This is a genomic window from Pyxidicoccus trucidator, from assembly GCF_010894435.1.
In the GTDB taxonomy this organism is placed as follows: domain Bacteria; phylum Myxococcota; class Myxococcia; order Myxococcales; family Myxococcaceae; genus Myxococcus; species Myxococcus trucidator.
The window spans coordinates 38,044-52,623 of the sequence record NZ_JAAIXZ010000020.1 but is presented as its reverse complement, the minus strand read 5'-3'; the positions used below and the strand labels follow the sequence as shown (position 1 = coordinate 52,623).

The following is a 14,580-nucleotide window of genomic DNA, read 5'->3' as shown; positions in this document are numbered from 1 at the left end:
TCTTGCAGATAGACAGGAATTCTCTGTCCGGGCACGAAACAACCCGGATGTATCAGGTCCGCGTCTCAACCGACCCGGGGGGTTGGTCTGGCACGCCCGGTGCCTCGTTCCGTCGGCGCGCTACAAATCGCTCCAGGGCTCCCTGATGTGGGCAGGGCGCATGTCCTGCCCCAGGGAGAACCTCGATGCCATTGCCCCCCGCCCGGCCCGCGCGCCTTGACGATGCGCGCCGCCGCCCCGTGTCATTCCACCTCGGATGGTTGCTGCTGTCACTCGTCGTGGCCTGGCCGTCCCAGGCCGCCACGCTGCCGTGGACGAGCGTGCTGGCGCTGCCGCTTGCTCAGTGTCCGCCCACCGCCGCGCCGTCGCCCTTCTCCTGGGCGCCTTCCGGTGAGGTGGAGACGGCCCGGCCGCAGTTCGCCTGGAGCGTGGTGCCCGGGGCCACGTCGTACACGCTCTATGTGCTCGACTCCGCGGAGAACATCGTCCTCCGGCAGACGGGCATCCCCCAGAACACCTTCACGCCGACGAGCGACCTGCCCCTCGCTGTGCCGCTCCGCTGGAAGGTGAAGGGCGAGAGTTCCTGTGGACCCGGACCCTACTCGCCGTCCCTGGACTTCATCATCTTCACGACGCCGCCCTGTCCGCCGTACTCCAGGCCGAGTGGCCACTGGCCTCACGGCCCCGTCGGCACGGCCCGGCCCACTTTCTCGTGGACGGCGGTGCGCGGGGCCACGTCGTACACGCTCTACGTGCTGGACCCCGCGGAGAACATCGTCCTCCGGCGGACCGACCTGACGCAGACGTCCTTCACCCCCACGAGTGACTTGCCCGGCGGCATGCAGCTCCGCTGGAAGGTCAAGGCCGAGAGCTCCTGCGGCCCGGGGCCCTACTCACCGGACCTCTACTTCACGGTGCCGGGTCCTCCCGCGCCGCCCGCGGTGCGGATTGTCGCTCCCGCGGACGAGAGCACGGTGACGGGGCCGGTGGACGTGCAGGTGCAGGTCAGCCCCGACACGAGCTTCGTCGAGTTCTACGTGGATGGCGTCTACCTGACGACGAAGAGCGGAGGGGCCTACAGCTTCCCGTGGAACCCCGCCGTCAATCCGTTGCCGGCGCCGAACCACGCCATGCAGCTCGGCTACACCTTCGTGGACGGCCGCTACGGAAACTTCAGGGCTGAGGTGTCCGGCTACACGAACCTCTACTACGCGTGGGCGCGGCGGGGGTACGAGCCGGACAGCACCGCGCCGGACTCCGTGTGGCTGCCGCGGATGCAGGCGGCCGTGGCGTCCGCCGCCGCCGAGGGGTGGAACCTCCAGCTCAACCTCAACCTGCAAGAGCAGACGCCGGGACGCGTGACGCCGCTGGATGCCGTGCTGGACCTCGTCGCGCCGTACTGGCACCGCGTCGCGCGCATCGAGCTGGCCTCGGGGCCCGACTGGAGCCGCGCGGAGACGGAAGGGCGAATCCTGGACCTGCGGGCGAGGCTCGGCGCGCGGGGGCTCTCCGCGCGGCCCATGGGCAATGTCTACAGCATCGACCAGGTGCGCACGCTCGACGCCATCTTCGCCACCGGCCTGGACTTCGTGTCCATCGAGGCCTTCCTCGACGGCCCGGGCCACCCCATCAGCCAGGGCAACCTCGGGTACCTCGTCTCGCGCGTCAGTGAGGCGAAGCAGCGCGTGCCGGCGGACAAGCAGCTCGTCCTGGTGGTGCAGTCCGACACCCGGAACGGCACGTGGACGAACCTCGACAACCTGAGGGACTTGCAGCTCACGCCCTACTACCACCTGGCCGCCAACGACTCGCGCGTCGTCGCCCTCACCCTGGCCACGTACGGCCGGCCCCAGGGCGCACGAGACAACCCGGTGCTGAAGCCCTCGCACATGCGCATCGCGGAGAAGCTGTTCGGCGTCTCCATCCCCGGCGCGAAGTGTGGGCGGAGGACGCTGACGGCCGCCGCCTACAACGCCCAGGGCCAGGGCCGGCTCCAGAACGTGGAAGTCACAGTCTCGGGACCGGGCTGCCCATAGGCCCATGTCCTGGAGGCGCCGGGGCACTGCTCGCGCGGCGGGCGGTGCCCCGGATGTCGTCCGGCGGTCCCTCTTTCTCGCATGGCTGGCAACACTCCCCTCGGTTCCGGCGAGAATCCGGGCCTTCCCGAAGAGGAGCGTTGCCCATGCAAGCCTGTCTCGCCCGTCCGTGGTGTCTCTGGAGTCTCACGCTGGTGCTGGGCGCGTGCGGTGCTGAAGTCCCGGCGCCGCCCGTGGACGTGCCCGCGGCCTCCGTGGCGTCGGTGGAGCAACCCGCGCTCACCGGCCCGTGCGCGGGCAACACCGCCTTCCAGGTGGGGGCGGGCATCTACGACATCACCGGCCCCGCGGCGGAGCTGGGGATGATGGGCTACGCGATGCTGGAGCAGAAGACGGCGGGCATCCACCAGCGCCTGCGCTCGCGTGCGTTCGTCATCGCCTCGCCCTGCAACGGCCGGCGCGTGGCCTTCGTCAGCGCCGACGCGGGCTTCATCGCCCAGGGCGTCAAGCAGCAGGTGCTGGAGCGACTGCGGGCCACGTATGGCAGCACGTACTCGGACGAGAACGTGGTGCTGAGCGCCACGCACACGCACAGCGGGCCCGGCGGCTTCTCGCACTACGCGCTCTACAACCTGACCATCCTCGGCTTCGACAAGCAGAACTTCGACGCCATCGTCGACGGCATCTACCAGTCCATCGTCCGCGCCCACGGCAACCTCACGGCCGGCAGCGTGCGGCTGGCCTCGGGCGACCTGCTCAACACCAGCATCAACCGCTCGCCGGAGGCCTACCTGCGCAACCCCGCGACGGAGCGCGCTCAGTTCGGCTACGACACCGACAAGCAGATGACGCTGCTGCGCCTGCAGAGCAGCACCGGGCAGGAGGTGGGCCTCATCAACTGGTTCGCCGTCCACGCCACGTCCATGGGCAACGACAACCTGCTCATCAGCGGCGACAACAAGGGCTACGCGTCCTACCTGTTCGAGAAGGTCAAGGGCACGAACTACACCGCCGCGAAGACCTTCGTGGCCGCCTTCGCGCAGAGCAACGAGGGCGACGTGACGCCCAACATCTTCGGTGGGGAGAACGGCGGCGGCGCCAACGACTTCGAGAGCACGGAGCTGTCCGGGCGCAAGCAGTACGACCTGGCCCGCGCGCTGTATGACGGCGCGGCGCAGCCGCTCACCGGCGCGGTGGACTACCGGCACGCCTACGTGAGCATGGACGGCGTGCAGGTGGCGCCCGCGTACACGGATGGCGTGTCGCGCACCACCTGCGAGGCCGCCATCGGCATCTCCATGCTGGCCGGCGCCGAGGACGGCCCGGGCTTCGGCAGCGAGGGCGCCTCGTGCGAGGACATCCATGACCTCTGGGGTGCCATCTCCTGCGCCATCACCACCACGCCGTGCCAGGGGGAGAAGCCGGTGGTCCTGGAGATGGGCACCATGCAGCCCTACCCGTGGACGCCCGAGGTGCTGCCGCTGCAGGTGGTGACGATTGGCAACCTGGCGCTGGTGGCGGTGCCCTTCGAGATGACCACCATGGCGGGCCGCCGGCTGCGCAAGACGGTGCAGACCCAGCTCGCGTCGCTGGGCGTGAATCACGTCGTGATTGCCGGCCTGTCCAACGCGTACGCGGGCTACCTCGTCACGCGCGAGGAGTACGCGAAGCAGGACTACGAGGCGGCCTCCACGCACTTCGGCCCGTGGCAGCTCGCGGCGGTGCAGCAGCAGGCGGAGAAGCTGGCGGCGGCGCTGCGTGACGGAGTCTCCGTGCCCGCGGGCCCCACGCCGCGCGACTTGCGCAACGAGCAGACGACGGTGCAGACGGGGGTGGTGTTCGACGACAAGCTGCTCGCGGTGAGCTTCGGCGGCGTCGTCACCAACGCGCTCGCCTCGTACACGCGGGGCGCGACGGCGAGCGTGAAGTTCTGGGGCGGCCACCCGAAGAACAACCTGCGGCGGCAGGGCAGCTTCCTCCAGGTGCAGCGCAAGTCGGGCACGTCCTGGGTGACGGTGGCCAACGACTGGGACTGGGAGACGAAGTACCGCTGGCAGCGCAACAACTGCGTGCCCACCTTTGCGTGCTCGCACGTGACGGTGGAGTGGAAGATTCCGGCGGACGCCACGCCGGGCACCTACCGCATCCGCCACGACGGCGACTGGAAGTCCGGCTGGGACGGGCTCATCCGCCCGTACACGGGCTACTCGCGCGAGTTCACCGTCAACTGACGCCGCAGGCGGGGGAGCTTCCAGGCTTCGGGCAGGGAAGGGCGGCCCGGAGCCCGTATGCCCACGCCCCGTCGCCCGCCGGGTGACGGGGCGGGCTCACCTGGGGGCGGGACACGACACAAGTGCCCGCCACCAGGGGTTTTCCCCGGTCAGCCGGCGTTTCCCGGGCCAGTCCGCCCCTGAAAAGGGTCCTCGCACTGTCTGGTGTTGCCCCAGGGCCCGGCCCTCCCATAAGAGACCCATCGGACATGGCGATGAACGAGCGTTACGAGCCGCAGGCGATTGAAGGCAAGTGGCAGACCCGCTGGGACGAGGCGGGCATCTTCCGGGCAGGCAAGCGCCCGGGAGCACCCAAGAAGTACATCCTCGAGATGCTGCCGTACCCCAGCGGGAAGATGCACATGGGGCACGTGCGCAACTACCTCATCGGGGACGTGTACGCGCGCTACTTCCTGATGCGCGGGCATGACGTGCTGCACCCCATGGGCTGGGACGCGTTCGGCCTGCCCGCGGAGAACGCCGCCATCAAGGACGGCGTGCACCCGGCGGTGCGCACCGAGGAGAACATCGCCTCCTTCAAGAAGGAGATGAAGAGCCTCGGCTACAGCTACGACTGGGACCGCGAGGTCAACACCAGCCAGCCCGAGTACTACCGCTGGAACCAGTGGTTCTTCATCCAGATGCTGGAGCGTGGGCTCGTCTATCGCCGCTTCAGCCGGGTGAACTGGTGCACCGGCTGCCTCACCGTCATCGCCAACGAGCAGGTGAAGGACGGCGTCTGCGAGCGCTGCGACTCGCCCGTGGTGGACAAGGAGATGCCCGAGTGGGCGTTCCGCATCACCCGGTACTCGCAGGACCTGCTGGACTCGCTCGACACGCTGAAGGAGTGGCCGGACCGCATCACCTCCATGCAGCGGAACTGGATTGGCCGCTCGGACGGCGCCGAGGCCGACTTCCGCGTGCAGGGGCATGACGCCACCATCCGCGTCTTCACCACCCGCATCGACACCATCTTCGGCTGCACCTACGTGGTGCTCGCGCCGGACCACAAGCTGGTGGCCCAGGTGACGTCCCCCGAGCGCCGCGCGGACGTGGAGGCCTTCGCCAGGCGCATGGCCGCCCAGTCCAAGACGGAGCGCCTGGGCGAGGACGCGGAGAAGGAGGGCATCTTCACCGGTGCCCACGCGCTGAATCCCTTCACCGGCCAGCCGGTGCCCATCTGGATCGCCAACTTCGTGGTGAGCGACTACGGCACGGGCGCCGTCATGAGCGTGCCCGCGCACGATGAGCGCGACTTCGCCTTCGCGCGCAAGTACAGCCTGCCGGTGAAGGTCGTCATCCAGCCGGCCACCGGCGACAAGCTCCCCCCGGGCGAGCAGCTGGAGGCGGCGTCTACCGAGTACGGCGTGCTGGTGGACTCGGGTGAGTACACGGGGCAGACGTCCGAGGCGGCGCGGCAGGCCATGGCCGCGAAGCTGGAGAAGGACGGCCAGGGCCGCGCCACGGTGACGTACCGCCAGAAGGACTGGGGCTTCAGCCGCCAGCGCTACTGGGGCACGCCCATCCCCATCGTCTACTGCGCGAAGTGCGACCCGCAGCGCCACGGCACCCCCGTGCCGGTGGAGCAGCTGCCCGTGCGCCTGCCCGAAATCGACACCCAGGAGGTGCTCACCGGCAAGGGCGAGCCGCCGCTGGCCAAGGTGGCCTCGTGGGTGAACACCACGTGCCCGAAGTGCGGCGGGCCCGCGCGGCGCGAGACGGAGACGATGGACACCTTCGTCGACTCCTGCTGGTACTTCGCGCGCTACCTGTCGCCGCACTACGACGCCGCGCCGTTCGATCCGAAGGAGGCCCAGCGCTTCCTCCCCGTGGACATCTACGTGGGCGGCCCCGAGCACGCGGTGATGCACCTGCTCTACTTCCGGTTCTGGACCCGGGTGATGAAGCTGCTGGGCCTCAGCCCGGTGGACGAGCCGGTGAAGCGCCTGATTACGCAGGGCATCGTCAACGGCCCCGACGGCCGGAAGATGTCCAAGCGCTGGGGCAACTCGGTGGCGCCCGCCTCCATCGTCCAGAAGTACGGCGCGGACACGGCGCGCGCGTACGTGCTCTTCGCCGGCCCGCCGGAGCGCGACTTCGACTGGTCCGACGACCAGGTGGAGGGCGTGTTCCGCTTCCTCAAGCGCGTCTGGACGCTGTCCTCCACGCACCACGCGTCGGTGGCCGGGGCCACGCACGACGGCCCGTACGAGGGCAAGGCGCTGGAGACGCGCCGTGCCGCGCACAAGTGCCTGAAGCGGGTGGGGGAGGCGATTGAGCGCCTGTCCTTCAACACCGCCATCGCCGGCATCATGGAGTGCGTCAACGCGCTCTACGCCGTCGGCACGCCGGAGACGCCCGCGGAGAAGGCGGCCATGGCCGAGGCCGTGCGGCTGCTCGCGGTGGTGCTCACGCCCTTCGCCCCGCACATCGCGGACGAGGTGGCGGAGGCCTACGGCGGCAAGGCGCTCACCGTCGCTCAGCCGTGGCCGGACTTCGACCCGGCCCTGGTGGTGGACGACGTCATCCCCTACGCCGTGCAGGTGAACGGCAAGCTGCGCGCGGAGATTCGCGTGGCGGCGGACGCGGGCGAGGCGGACGTGCGCGCGGCGGCGGAGGCGGACGAGAAGGTGCAGGCCGCCATGGCGGGCAAGACGCTGCGCAAGTTCGTCTTCGTCCCCAAGCGGCTGGTGAACTTCGTCGTCGGCTGAGCGGGGCTCCGGTGCCGGTCGAGGTCCTCGTCATGTGCGGTGCGTGTGGGCGGCCCCAGCCGGCGGGCAGCCCCCACTGCATTGCCTGCGGGGCCCCGCTGCCGGAGGCGCCGCGGCCCACGACGCCGCGCGCGGGGACGCCCTTCCTCGCCGCGGACCTGGGCGGTGGGCGCTCCCTCTCCGGTGAGGGCGAGCGCCTCTCCTACCGGGCCGGCCCGACGGGAGAGCCCCAGGTGGTGGAATTGGGCAGCCTGCGCGGGCTGGAACTGGAGACGCACTTCTTCCGCGAGGCGCTGCTGCTGGCGGGCTTCGCGCTCCTGGGCTTCGTGGCCCACGCCCCCGCGCTGAAGGTGGTGGCCTTCGGGGTGGCGGCGCTGGGCGTGCTGCTGGCGGTGGTGTGCCGCTCCCATGTGCTCGTCCTGGAGACGTCCGCGCCGGGCCGGGTGCGCTGGCCGCTGGGGCTGGCGCGCCGGGGCTCCGAGCGCGACGCCCGGCTGCTGTCAGCCTGGGACACGCTGGCCGGGGTGGTGCGCGCGCGGGGCGTTCCCGTGCGGGTGGCGGGCTCGCCGTCGGAGCCGCCTCCGCCGCTCCCGCCTCCCGGAACCCACGACGGCCCTCGCGCTTGACGGGCAGGCCCGGCCGGGTAGGGTGCCGCGCATGTCGCGTCCCTTCGCGCCCGGACTCCGGCGCTTCCGGTCGGCTGTGGTGGTGGGGGCGTGGGGGGCCTGCATGGCCTCCAGCGCGGGGTGTGGCTACCGCTTCGTCGGGAAGGACACGGGCCTTCCGGAGGGCGTGACGGCCGTCTGCGCGCCCATCTTCACCAACGAGACGGCCGAGCCCACGCTGGAGACGCTCTTCACGCGCTTCCTGCGTCAGGAGCTGACCCGTGTGGGCCGGCTGTCGACCGGGGCGGCGTGCGACGCGCGCCTGGAGGGCACGGTGCTCTCGGTGTGGAACTCGCCCACCATCGCCGGCAACTACTTCCGCGTCGTCGCCCAGGCCCGGCTTCGGCTGGTGAAGGACGGTCAGGTCCTCAAGGAGACGGTGATCGCCGGGACGGAGGACTACCTGCTGGGAACGGGCGACATCCTGGAGGCCGAGGCCAACCGTCAGGCCGCGCTGGACCGCCTGGCGGAGGTGCTCATGCGCGACGGGTACGACCGGCTGGCCAGCACCTGGTGAGGAGGCCGAAGCCTCCTCCCGGTAGCCTGCTCAGCTAGACAAGGGGCCGCACGAGGCGGCCCCGGGTGCTGCTCAGGCGCGAGCCTGGGCGGTCTTCGCGGCGGCCTTGGCCAGACGCGAGATGCGGCGGGAGGCGGTGCGCTTGTGCAGGACGCCCTTGGAGGCGGCCTTGTTGAGCGCCTTGGAGGCCGCCTTGAGCGCGTCCGTCGGGTTCCCACCCTTGGTGGCGAGGGCCTCGCGGGCGCCCTTCACGGCGGTCTTCACCTCACCGCGGACGGTGACGTTGCGCGCGCGGCGCTTGAGGGACTGACGGTGACGCTTCTCTGCGGACTTGGTGTTGGCCAAGGAATTCTCCAGCTGAATGGCAGGCTAAAAGAGGCGCCGTCCTTACTGCGACGCCTCACGGGCGTCAAGGCAGGTGTGCGCGTCCGACCGGGATTTCCGGACTCGGGGTGCGCACCTTAGGGCATCCGAGGGGGAGAATCATCCAGTGGAGGTCGCGTATTCCCACACCAGCCCGGCGGGGTCCCTGAAGGTGAGCCGCCCTTCCCGGAGCTCGGCCCCGGTGCCGGGGCGCGCCTCCTCCAGCGCGGCCCCCAGTCGCTCCACGGCGCGGAGGGACGGAGCCTCCAGGGTCAGGATCAGCGCGCCCCCGGCCGGAGGGGCCACTCCGGGCTTCCCGGCCTCGAAGACCACACGCAGGGCCCCATTTCCATAGGACGCTGAGTCCGGGTGGGGCTTGCCGGTGCTCCACCCGAGCCTGGGCGCCAGGGCGTCCCAGAAGGCTCGCTGGGCGGGCAGGTCCGCCACCTGGAAGCGCAGGGTGGACACGGCGGCGCGGGGCAGCCAGGCGGGCGGCGGCAGGGACTTCTCCTGCTGCTTGGCGACCTGCCAGTGCCGCTCCATGTGCTCCAGCTTCGCCTCGCCGAAGGGAACGCCCTCGGCGCGCAGCTGGGACTCGATGTGCTGGAACCGGGTGGTGAAGCGGCGGATGGCCATCCGCAGCGCGTCCTCGGCGGGGGCCTTGATGAAGCGCGCCAGGTTGGCCAGGGAGAAGAGGACGTCGCCCAACTCGTGCTCAATCGCGTCCCGGTCTCCGGAGGCGATGGCCTCGTCCAACTCGTCCAACTCCTCGGCCAGCTTGCCGCGCACGCTGGCCAGGTCCGGCCAGTCGAAGCCGATGCGGCTGGCCTTCTCGGTGAGGCGCTCGGCGCGCATCAGCGCGGGCGCGGCGACGGGCACCCCGTCCAGCACGGAGCCCTCGCTGCCCGTCTTCTTCTTCCGCTCCTCGGCCTTGAGCTTCGCCCAGTTGGCCAGCACCTGCTCGGCGCCGTCCACGCCCCCCAGCCCGCCGAAGACGTGGGGGTGTCGGCTGATCAGCTTGTCGCTGATGGCCCCGGCCACGTCGGCCATGGTGAACTCCCCCAGCTCCGCGCCCAGCTGCGCGTGGAAGACAATCTGGAAGAGCAGGTCCCCCAGCTCTTCGCAGAAGGTGCGCCAGGAGCCGCCGTAGCCCACGCGGTCCATCTCCTCCAGGACCTCGAAGGCCTCCTCCAGGAGGTAGGGGCGCAGCGAGCGCAGGTCCTGCTCGCGGTCCCACGGGCAGCCGTCCTGGGCGCGCAGGCGCTGCATGATGTCCACCAGTCGCTGCAGCTCCGCCCCGGGGGTCCTCGTCGTGTCCACCATTCGCGCCCCTGTAACACGCGAGGTCCCCTGTCGAACGGGCAAAGGCGGGCAGGAGGGCAGGGGAGGTGGCGTTCGCTTTCGTGGTTCGCCCCATGTCGCCTATCATCCGCCCCCTGGATGATCCGCCCCCCGCTCCTCGCCCTCCTCCTCTGTGGCCTCGCGCTTCTGGCTCCCGGGGCGGCGTACGCGCAGATTGAAGCCCCGTCCCGCCTCCAGGAGGTGGATCCGGGCGCCATCGAGCCCGACCTGCGCGATGAGTCGTCCTACGACCCAGGGGATCAGCCCATCGAGGACATCCCCGACGAGGTGCCTCCTCCCGAAGCCGAGGAGGAGGACGCGCGTCCGAGGAAGACCGGGAAGGGCGCGAAGGCGACGAAGGCGCCCGCCGGCACGGAGGCCGTGCCCGCCAGCGCGCGCACTCCGGCCGCGCCCGGCGCCACGCCGCCCCCCGAGGTGCCCGTCGTCCATACCCCCCGTCCGGCCGTGGCCCCGGTGCTGGTCCCGAAGGTGTCGGACGCGGAGGTGCTGGCCATCTGGGAGCGCTGGCGGCAGGCCCGGGCGACGAACGACGCGGCGTCCGCGGAGGCCGCGCAGGTGGAGCTGGTGAAGCTGCGCTCGGAATTGGTGGCCACCGACCTGGAGCCGCTCAGCGTGGGCTTCCTGCGCGAGTCCGCCGTGAGGCGCCGCGCGGGGGACCTGTTCGGCGCGGTGCGGCTGGCGGAGCTGGCGGTGGAGCTGTCCCCGGGGCTGCCCTATGCGCACTTCGCGCTCGCGGAGGTGTACGCGCTGGCGGAGCCGGGCAACGTGTCCCGCATCCTGGGCCAGGTGCGCGCCGCCTTCACGACGCTGGTGCTGGACGCGCGCTACCGCCGGCCGGTGCTGGCGGACCTGGGCGCGCTGGCGCTGCTGGCCTGGGTGGCCACGGCGGCGACGCTGGTGGGGCTGCTGTTCCTTCGCCGCGTGCGTTATGCGCTGCACGACTTCCACCACCTGCTGCCGCGCGCGGTGGGGCGGTGGCAGTCCGCGCTGCTGGGGCTGGTGCTGCTGAGCCTGCCCGTGGCGTTCGGCCTGGGCGGGGTGGCGGTGCTGCTGGTGATGCTGGGCGGCGTGGCCCTGTACCTCACCCGCGCGGAGCGCATGGTGGCGGCGGTGCTCGTGGCGGGAGTGGGCCTGGTGCCGCTGGCGGCCGGGCAGCTCGCGCGGGTGACGGCCTTCGCCGGCACGCCCGCCGAGGACGTCTACCTCCTGGAGCGCGGCGGCCTGTCCGCGGAGGACTCCCGGGCGCGGGTGCTCTCGCGGCTGGAGTCCCGCGCGGCCACCTTCGCGGAGCTGAACGCGCTGGCGCACTACGAGTCGCGCCGGGGGCTGCTGGAAGAGGCGAAGACGCACTTCAAGGCGGCCTCCGCGGTGCGCAGCGGGGACGCGCGGCTGTTGATCCGCTTCGGCAACACGCTGGTCGGCCTGGGCGACGTGGACGGCGCGGCGCAGCTCTATGTGCAGGCCTCGCAGGCGAACCCGGCGCTGGCGGCCCCGCACTACAACCTGGCGCAGGTGCACCGCCGCCGGGCGAAGACGCTGCCGGACCTGGAGGTGGGGCGCGAGCTGGACCGCGCCGCCACGGCCATCGCCTCCGCGCAGGCGCTGGATGGCACGCTGCTGGGCCGCGAGGCGCCTCCCGACGAGCGCCTCCTGCTGAACCTCCTGGTGCTGGCCCCGACGATGCCGGAGTCGGAGTGGCTGCCGCTCGCGGACGGCGCGGAGGCGGGGCGCCGGGTGGAGGCGCAGCTGGGGCGCTGGCTCCTGCCGGGTGTGGTTCCGGGGCCGGTGGCCTGGGCGGGGCCCGCGGCGCTGGCGGTGCTGCTGGCCCTGTGGGGCCTGGCGGGAGGGAAGCTCAAGGCCGCGAAGGTGTGCGAGCGCTGCGGCCGCGCGGTGTGTGTGCGGTGCGACCCGGAGCTGGGCGTGGGCAGCAAGCAGTGTGGCCAGTGCGTGAATGTCTTCGCGCGCAAGGGGCTGGTGCCGCAGCAGCTCCGCACCCGCAAGCAGGGGCAGGTGGATCGCCACCAGGCATGGGCCGGCCGGCTGTCCTACGCGCTGGGGGCCGTGCTGTCCGGCGCGGGCCATGTCGCTTCCGGGGTACCGGTGCGCGGCGCCCTCTACGCCTTCTTCTTCCTCTTCGCGCTGGCCGCGGTGCTGCTCCACCAGGGCCTGGTGCGCGCCCCCTACGGAGCGGCGCCGCTGTACCTGAAGCTGGTACCGGCGGTGCTGCTCCTCCTCTGTGTCCACCTGCTGTCGCTGCGCGGCCTGCGCCGGCTGCGCCGGGAGGAGTGAAAGACCATGTCCCTCCAGGGAACACTGAAGGACTTCGGCATCGGCGACATCCTGCAGCTCATCGGGCAGCAGCAGAAGACGGGCACGCTCCACTTCCGCGACAAGGACCAGGAGGTCCGCGTCGGGTTCAAGGACGGCCACATCATCAAGGCCGAGAGCCTCACCCGGAAGCGCAAGGACCTCATCGGCAACATGCTGGTGCGCTCGGAGCTCATCACCGAGACGCAGCTCGAGGCGGCGCTGGAGACGCAGCGGCGCACCCTCAAGCGGCTGGGGGACGTGCTCGTCTCCAGCCAGGCCCTCACCACCGAGCGCTTCCAGTCGATGATGCAGCTCCAGGCGACGGAGACGCTCTACCGCCTCTTCACGTGGAAGTCGGGCACCTACGAGTTCATCCAGGAGCCCGTCGAGCCCGACGCCGAAGCCATCCGCCCCCTGCGCGCCGAGACGGTGCTCATGGAGGGCTTCCGGATGGTGGACGAGTGGCCCGTCATCCGGAAGAAGATCCACCGCGACGACCTCGCCTTCGAGCGTCTCAAGGCGCTGCCCCAGCCCCGCCCGGACGAGGAGGGCGGGGAGCTGGGCGCCATCGGCCCCTCCGAGCGGCGCGTCTATGAGGAGATCGCCCCCGGCAGGGACCTCCGCAAGCTGGTGGACGTCTGCTGTCTGGGTGAGTTCGAGACCTGCAAGGCCCTCTTCAACCTGGTGAAGGGGGAGTACGTCCGCGCGGTGCACCCGGAGGGCGTGCGGGCGCCCGCGCCAGGAGACGAGCGCCTGCTCGCCCGGATGGCTGGCACGGTGGGGCGCGTGGTGGCCACCATGGTGGTGCTGGGTGTGCTGGCCCTGGTGGTGTCCCGGAGCGCGTATGCGAGTTCCGAGGGCCCTTCCGCCACGCCTTTTGCGGATCCCGCGGCCCAGCGTCATGTTTCCCAGGCCCAGCGCGTCCGCATCGAAGCTGCCCTGGAGGTGTTCCGGCTGGAACGGGGAGAGCTGCCGGAGCGTCTGGATTCTTTGGTGCAGGCTGGACTGTTGGAGCCGGAAGAGCTCAGGTACCCCTGGCGGGAGCCGTACCATTACCGACGAATTGCCGCCCGGCAGTACGTCCTCCTGCCACCCTTGCGCTAGCCCAGGCCGAAAGTCGTCTTTCACGACCCGGTGGCCGGCGTTACGTTGTGGTCAGCCGTAGTGCCGAACTGACCGAGGAACGACCCGCATTGCGAAATCCCGCCACGTTGGAATCGCCCGAAGTCCTCACCACCTCCGCCTCAGCCAAGGTGGACGTTCGTGACAACGCGACCGCCCTGGCCCTCTGCGGCAATCAGAACGAGAACCTCAAGCTGATGGAGCGCCGCCTCGGGGTCCGGGTCGGCCAGCGGGGGACCGAGTTCCACCTGTCCGGGCCTTCCGACGCCGTCGCCTTCTCCGTGCGCCTCCTGGAGAACCTGGAGGAGATGATCCGCGCGGGCCGTCCCGTCTACCGCGAGGACGTGGAGCAGGGCATCAAGGTGCTCGGCCGCGGCGGCGCGGAGTCGCTCCAGGAGGTCATGCTCGGGCCCGTGCTGAAGAGCTCCGGCAACCGGCAGATCTCCCCCAAGAGCATCAACCAGAAGCGCTACGTGGACGCCATCCGCGCCCACGACATCGTCTTCGGCATCGGCCCCGCCGGTACGGGCAAGACGTACCTGGCCATGGCCATGGCGGTGGCCTTCCTGCAGGAGCGCAAGGTCAAGCGCATCGTCCTCGCGCGTCCCGCGGTGGAGGCCGGCGAGAAGCTGGGCTTCCTCCCCGGCGACTTGCAGGAGAAGGTGAACCCCTACCTGCGCCCGCTGTACGACGCGCTCAACGACATGATGGCGGCAGAGCGCGCCGCGCAACTGGTGGAGCAGGGCGTCGTGGAAGTGGCCCCGCTGGCCTTCATGCGCGGCCGCACGCTCAACGACGCCTTCGTCATCCTCGACGAGGCGCAGAACACCACCGTGGAACAGATGAAGATGTTCCTGACGCGCCTGGGCTACAACAGCAAGGCGGTCATCACCGGTGACGTGACGCAGGTGGACCTGCCCACGGGGAAGATGTCCGGCCTCAACCACGCGCGCTCGGTGCTGAAGAAGGTCGAGGGCATCCACTTCGCGGAGTTCTCCGACGTGGACGTGGTCCGCCACCCGCTCGTCCAGGAGGTCATCCGCGCCTACGACAGGGCGGAGCTGGCCAAGCTCGAGGCCCAGGTGGCCCGCGAGACGGCCGCCCTGCAGTCGTCAGCCGTGTCCGCGCCCGTCGGTAGCGAGTGACGGCGCTGACACCCACGTACGCCCACCCGCGCATACCCTGGCGGGCGGGCGTACGCTATCCCACCCTCGTGAATAATCC

Annotated in this window: 10 protein-coding genes; 8 read left to right on the top strand and 2 right to left on the bottom strand. The window is 70.9% G+C overall.

Annotated elements, in window-relative coordinates:
• The first annotated feature begins 185 nt into the window (after positions 1-185).
• The 5 genes from G4D85_RS39240 to lptE all read left to right on the top strand — a co-directional run bounded on the left by G4D85_RS39240 (position 186) and on the right by lptE (position 8,199).
• Complete coding sequence (locus G4D85_RS39240; RefSeq protein WP_164019367.1) at positions 186-2,036, top strand: Ig-like domain-containing protein; 1,851 nt, start codon at positions 186-188, stop codon at positions 2,034-2,036.
• A gap of 146 nt (positions 2,037-2,182) precedes the next feature.
• Positions 2,183-4,267, top strand: a complete 2,085-nt coding sequence (locus G4D85_RS39235; RefSeq protein ID WP_164019366.1) for a neutral/alkaline ceramidase — start codon at positions 2,183-2,185, stop codon at positions 4,265-4,267.
• A 248-nt stretch (positions 4,268-4,515) separates the two neighbouring features.
• On the top strand, positions 4,516-7,017 hold the full coding sequence (leuS, locus tag G4D85_RS39230; RefSeq protein ID WP_164019365.1) for a leucine--tRNA ligase: 2,502 nt from the start codon (positions 4,516-4,518) through the stop codon (positions 7,015-7,017).
• 11 nt (positions 7,018-7,028) lie between these two features.
• Entirely contained in the window at positions 7,029-7,643 is a 615-nt protein-coding gene (locus tag G4D85_RS39225; RefSeq protein WP_240359769.1) for a hypothetical protein, read from the top strand.
• Between the two features lie 31 nt (positions 7,644-7,674).
• Positions 7,675-8,199: an LPS assembly lipoprotein LptE gene (lptE, locus tag G4D85_RS39220; RefSeq protein WP_164019364.1), complete on the top strand. Its 525-nt coding sequence runs from the start codon at positions 7,675-7,677 to the stop codon at positions 8,197-8,199.
• A 72-nt stretch (positions 8,200-8,271) separates the two neighbouring features.
• Here the strand turns inward: lptE and rpsT are convergent, their stop codons facing one another.
• Together rpsT and mazG are read right to left on the bottom strand one after the other, a co-directional pair.
• Positions 8,272-8,544 (bottom strand): 30S ribosomal protein S20, encoded by a 273-nt coding sequence (gene rpsT, locus G4D85_RS39215; protein ID WP_164019363.1) that lies wholly within the window; start codon positions 8,542-8,544, stop codon positions 8,272-8,274.
• 138 nt (positions 8,545-8,682) lie between these two features.
• Complete coding sequence (mazG, locus tag G4D85_RS39210; protein ID WP_164019362.1) at positions 8,683-9,885, bottom strand: nucleoside triphosphate pyrophosphohydrolase; 1,203 nt, start codon at positions 9,883-9,885, stop codon at positions 8,683-8,685.
• A gap of 117 nt (positions 9,886-10,002) precedes the next feature.
• Here mazG and G4D85_RS39205 point away from each other — a divergent pair, with 117 nt between their 5' ends.
• The 3 genes from G4D85_RS39205 (at position 10,003) to G4D85_RS39195 (ending at position 14,501) form a co-directional block, all read left to right on the top strand.
• Positions 10,003-12,213: a tetratricopeptide repeat protein gene (locus G4D85_RS39205; protein WP_164019361.1), complete on the top strand. Its 2,211-nt coding sequence runs from the start codon at positions 10,003-10,005 to the stop codon at positions 12,211-12,213.
• Positions 12,214-12,219: 6 nt separating this feature from the next.
• The gene (locus tag G4D85_RS39200; RefSeq protein WP_164019360.1) at positions 12,220-13,338 is read left to right on the top strand and encodes a DUF4388 domain-containing protein; all 1,119 of its coding nucleotides are present in this window, start codon (positions 12,220-12,222) and stop codon (positions 13,336-13,338) included.
• A gap of 89 nt (positions 13,339-13,427) precedes the next feature.
• Entirely contained in the window at positions 13,428-14,501 is a 1,074-nt protein-coding gene (locus G4D85_RS39195; protein ID WP_164019359.1) for a PhoH family protein, read from the top strand.
• Positions 14,502-14,580 lie beyond the last annotated feature (79 nt).

Coding starts and splice junctions, on each gene's coding strand:
- G4D85_RS39200 (WP_164019360.1), top strand. CDS start 12,220: ATGTCCCTCCAGGGAACACTGAAGGACTTCGGCATCGGCGACATCCTG.
- lptE (WP_164019364.1), top strand. CDS start 7,675: ATGTCGCGTCCCTTCGCGCCCGGACTCCGGCGCTTCCGGTCGGCTGTG.
- G4D85_RS39205 (WP_164019361.1), top strand. CDS start 10,003: ATGATCCGCCCCCCGCTCCTCGCCCTCCTCCTCTGTGGCCTCGCGCTT.
- mazG (WP_164019362.1), bottom strand. CDS start 9,885: ATGGTGGACACGACGAGGACCCCCGGGGCGGAGCTGCAGCGACTGGTG.
- G4D85_RS39240 (WP_164019367.1), top strand. CDS start 186: ATGCCATTGCCCCCCGCCCGGCCCGCGCGCCTTGACGATGCGCGCCGC.
- G4D85_RS39235 (WP_164019366.1), top strand. CDS start 2,183: ATGCAAGCCTGTCTCGCCCGTCCGTGGTGTCTCTGGAGTCTCACGCTG.
- leuS (WP_164019365.1), top strand. CDS start 4,516: ATGGCGATGAACGAGCGTTACGAGCCGCAGGCGATTGAAGGCAAGTGG.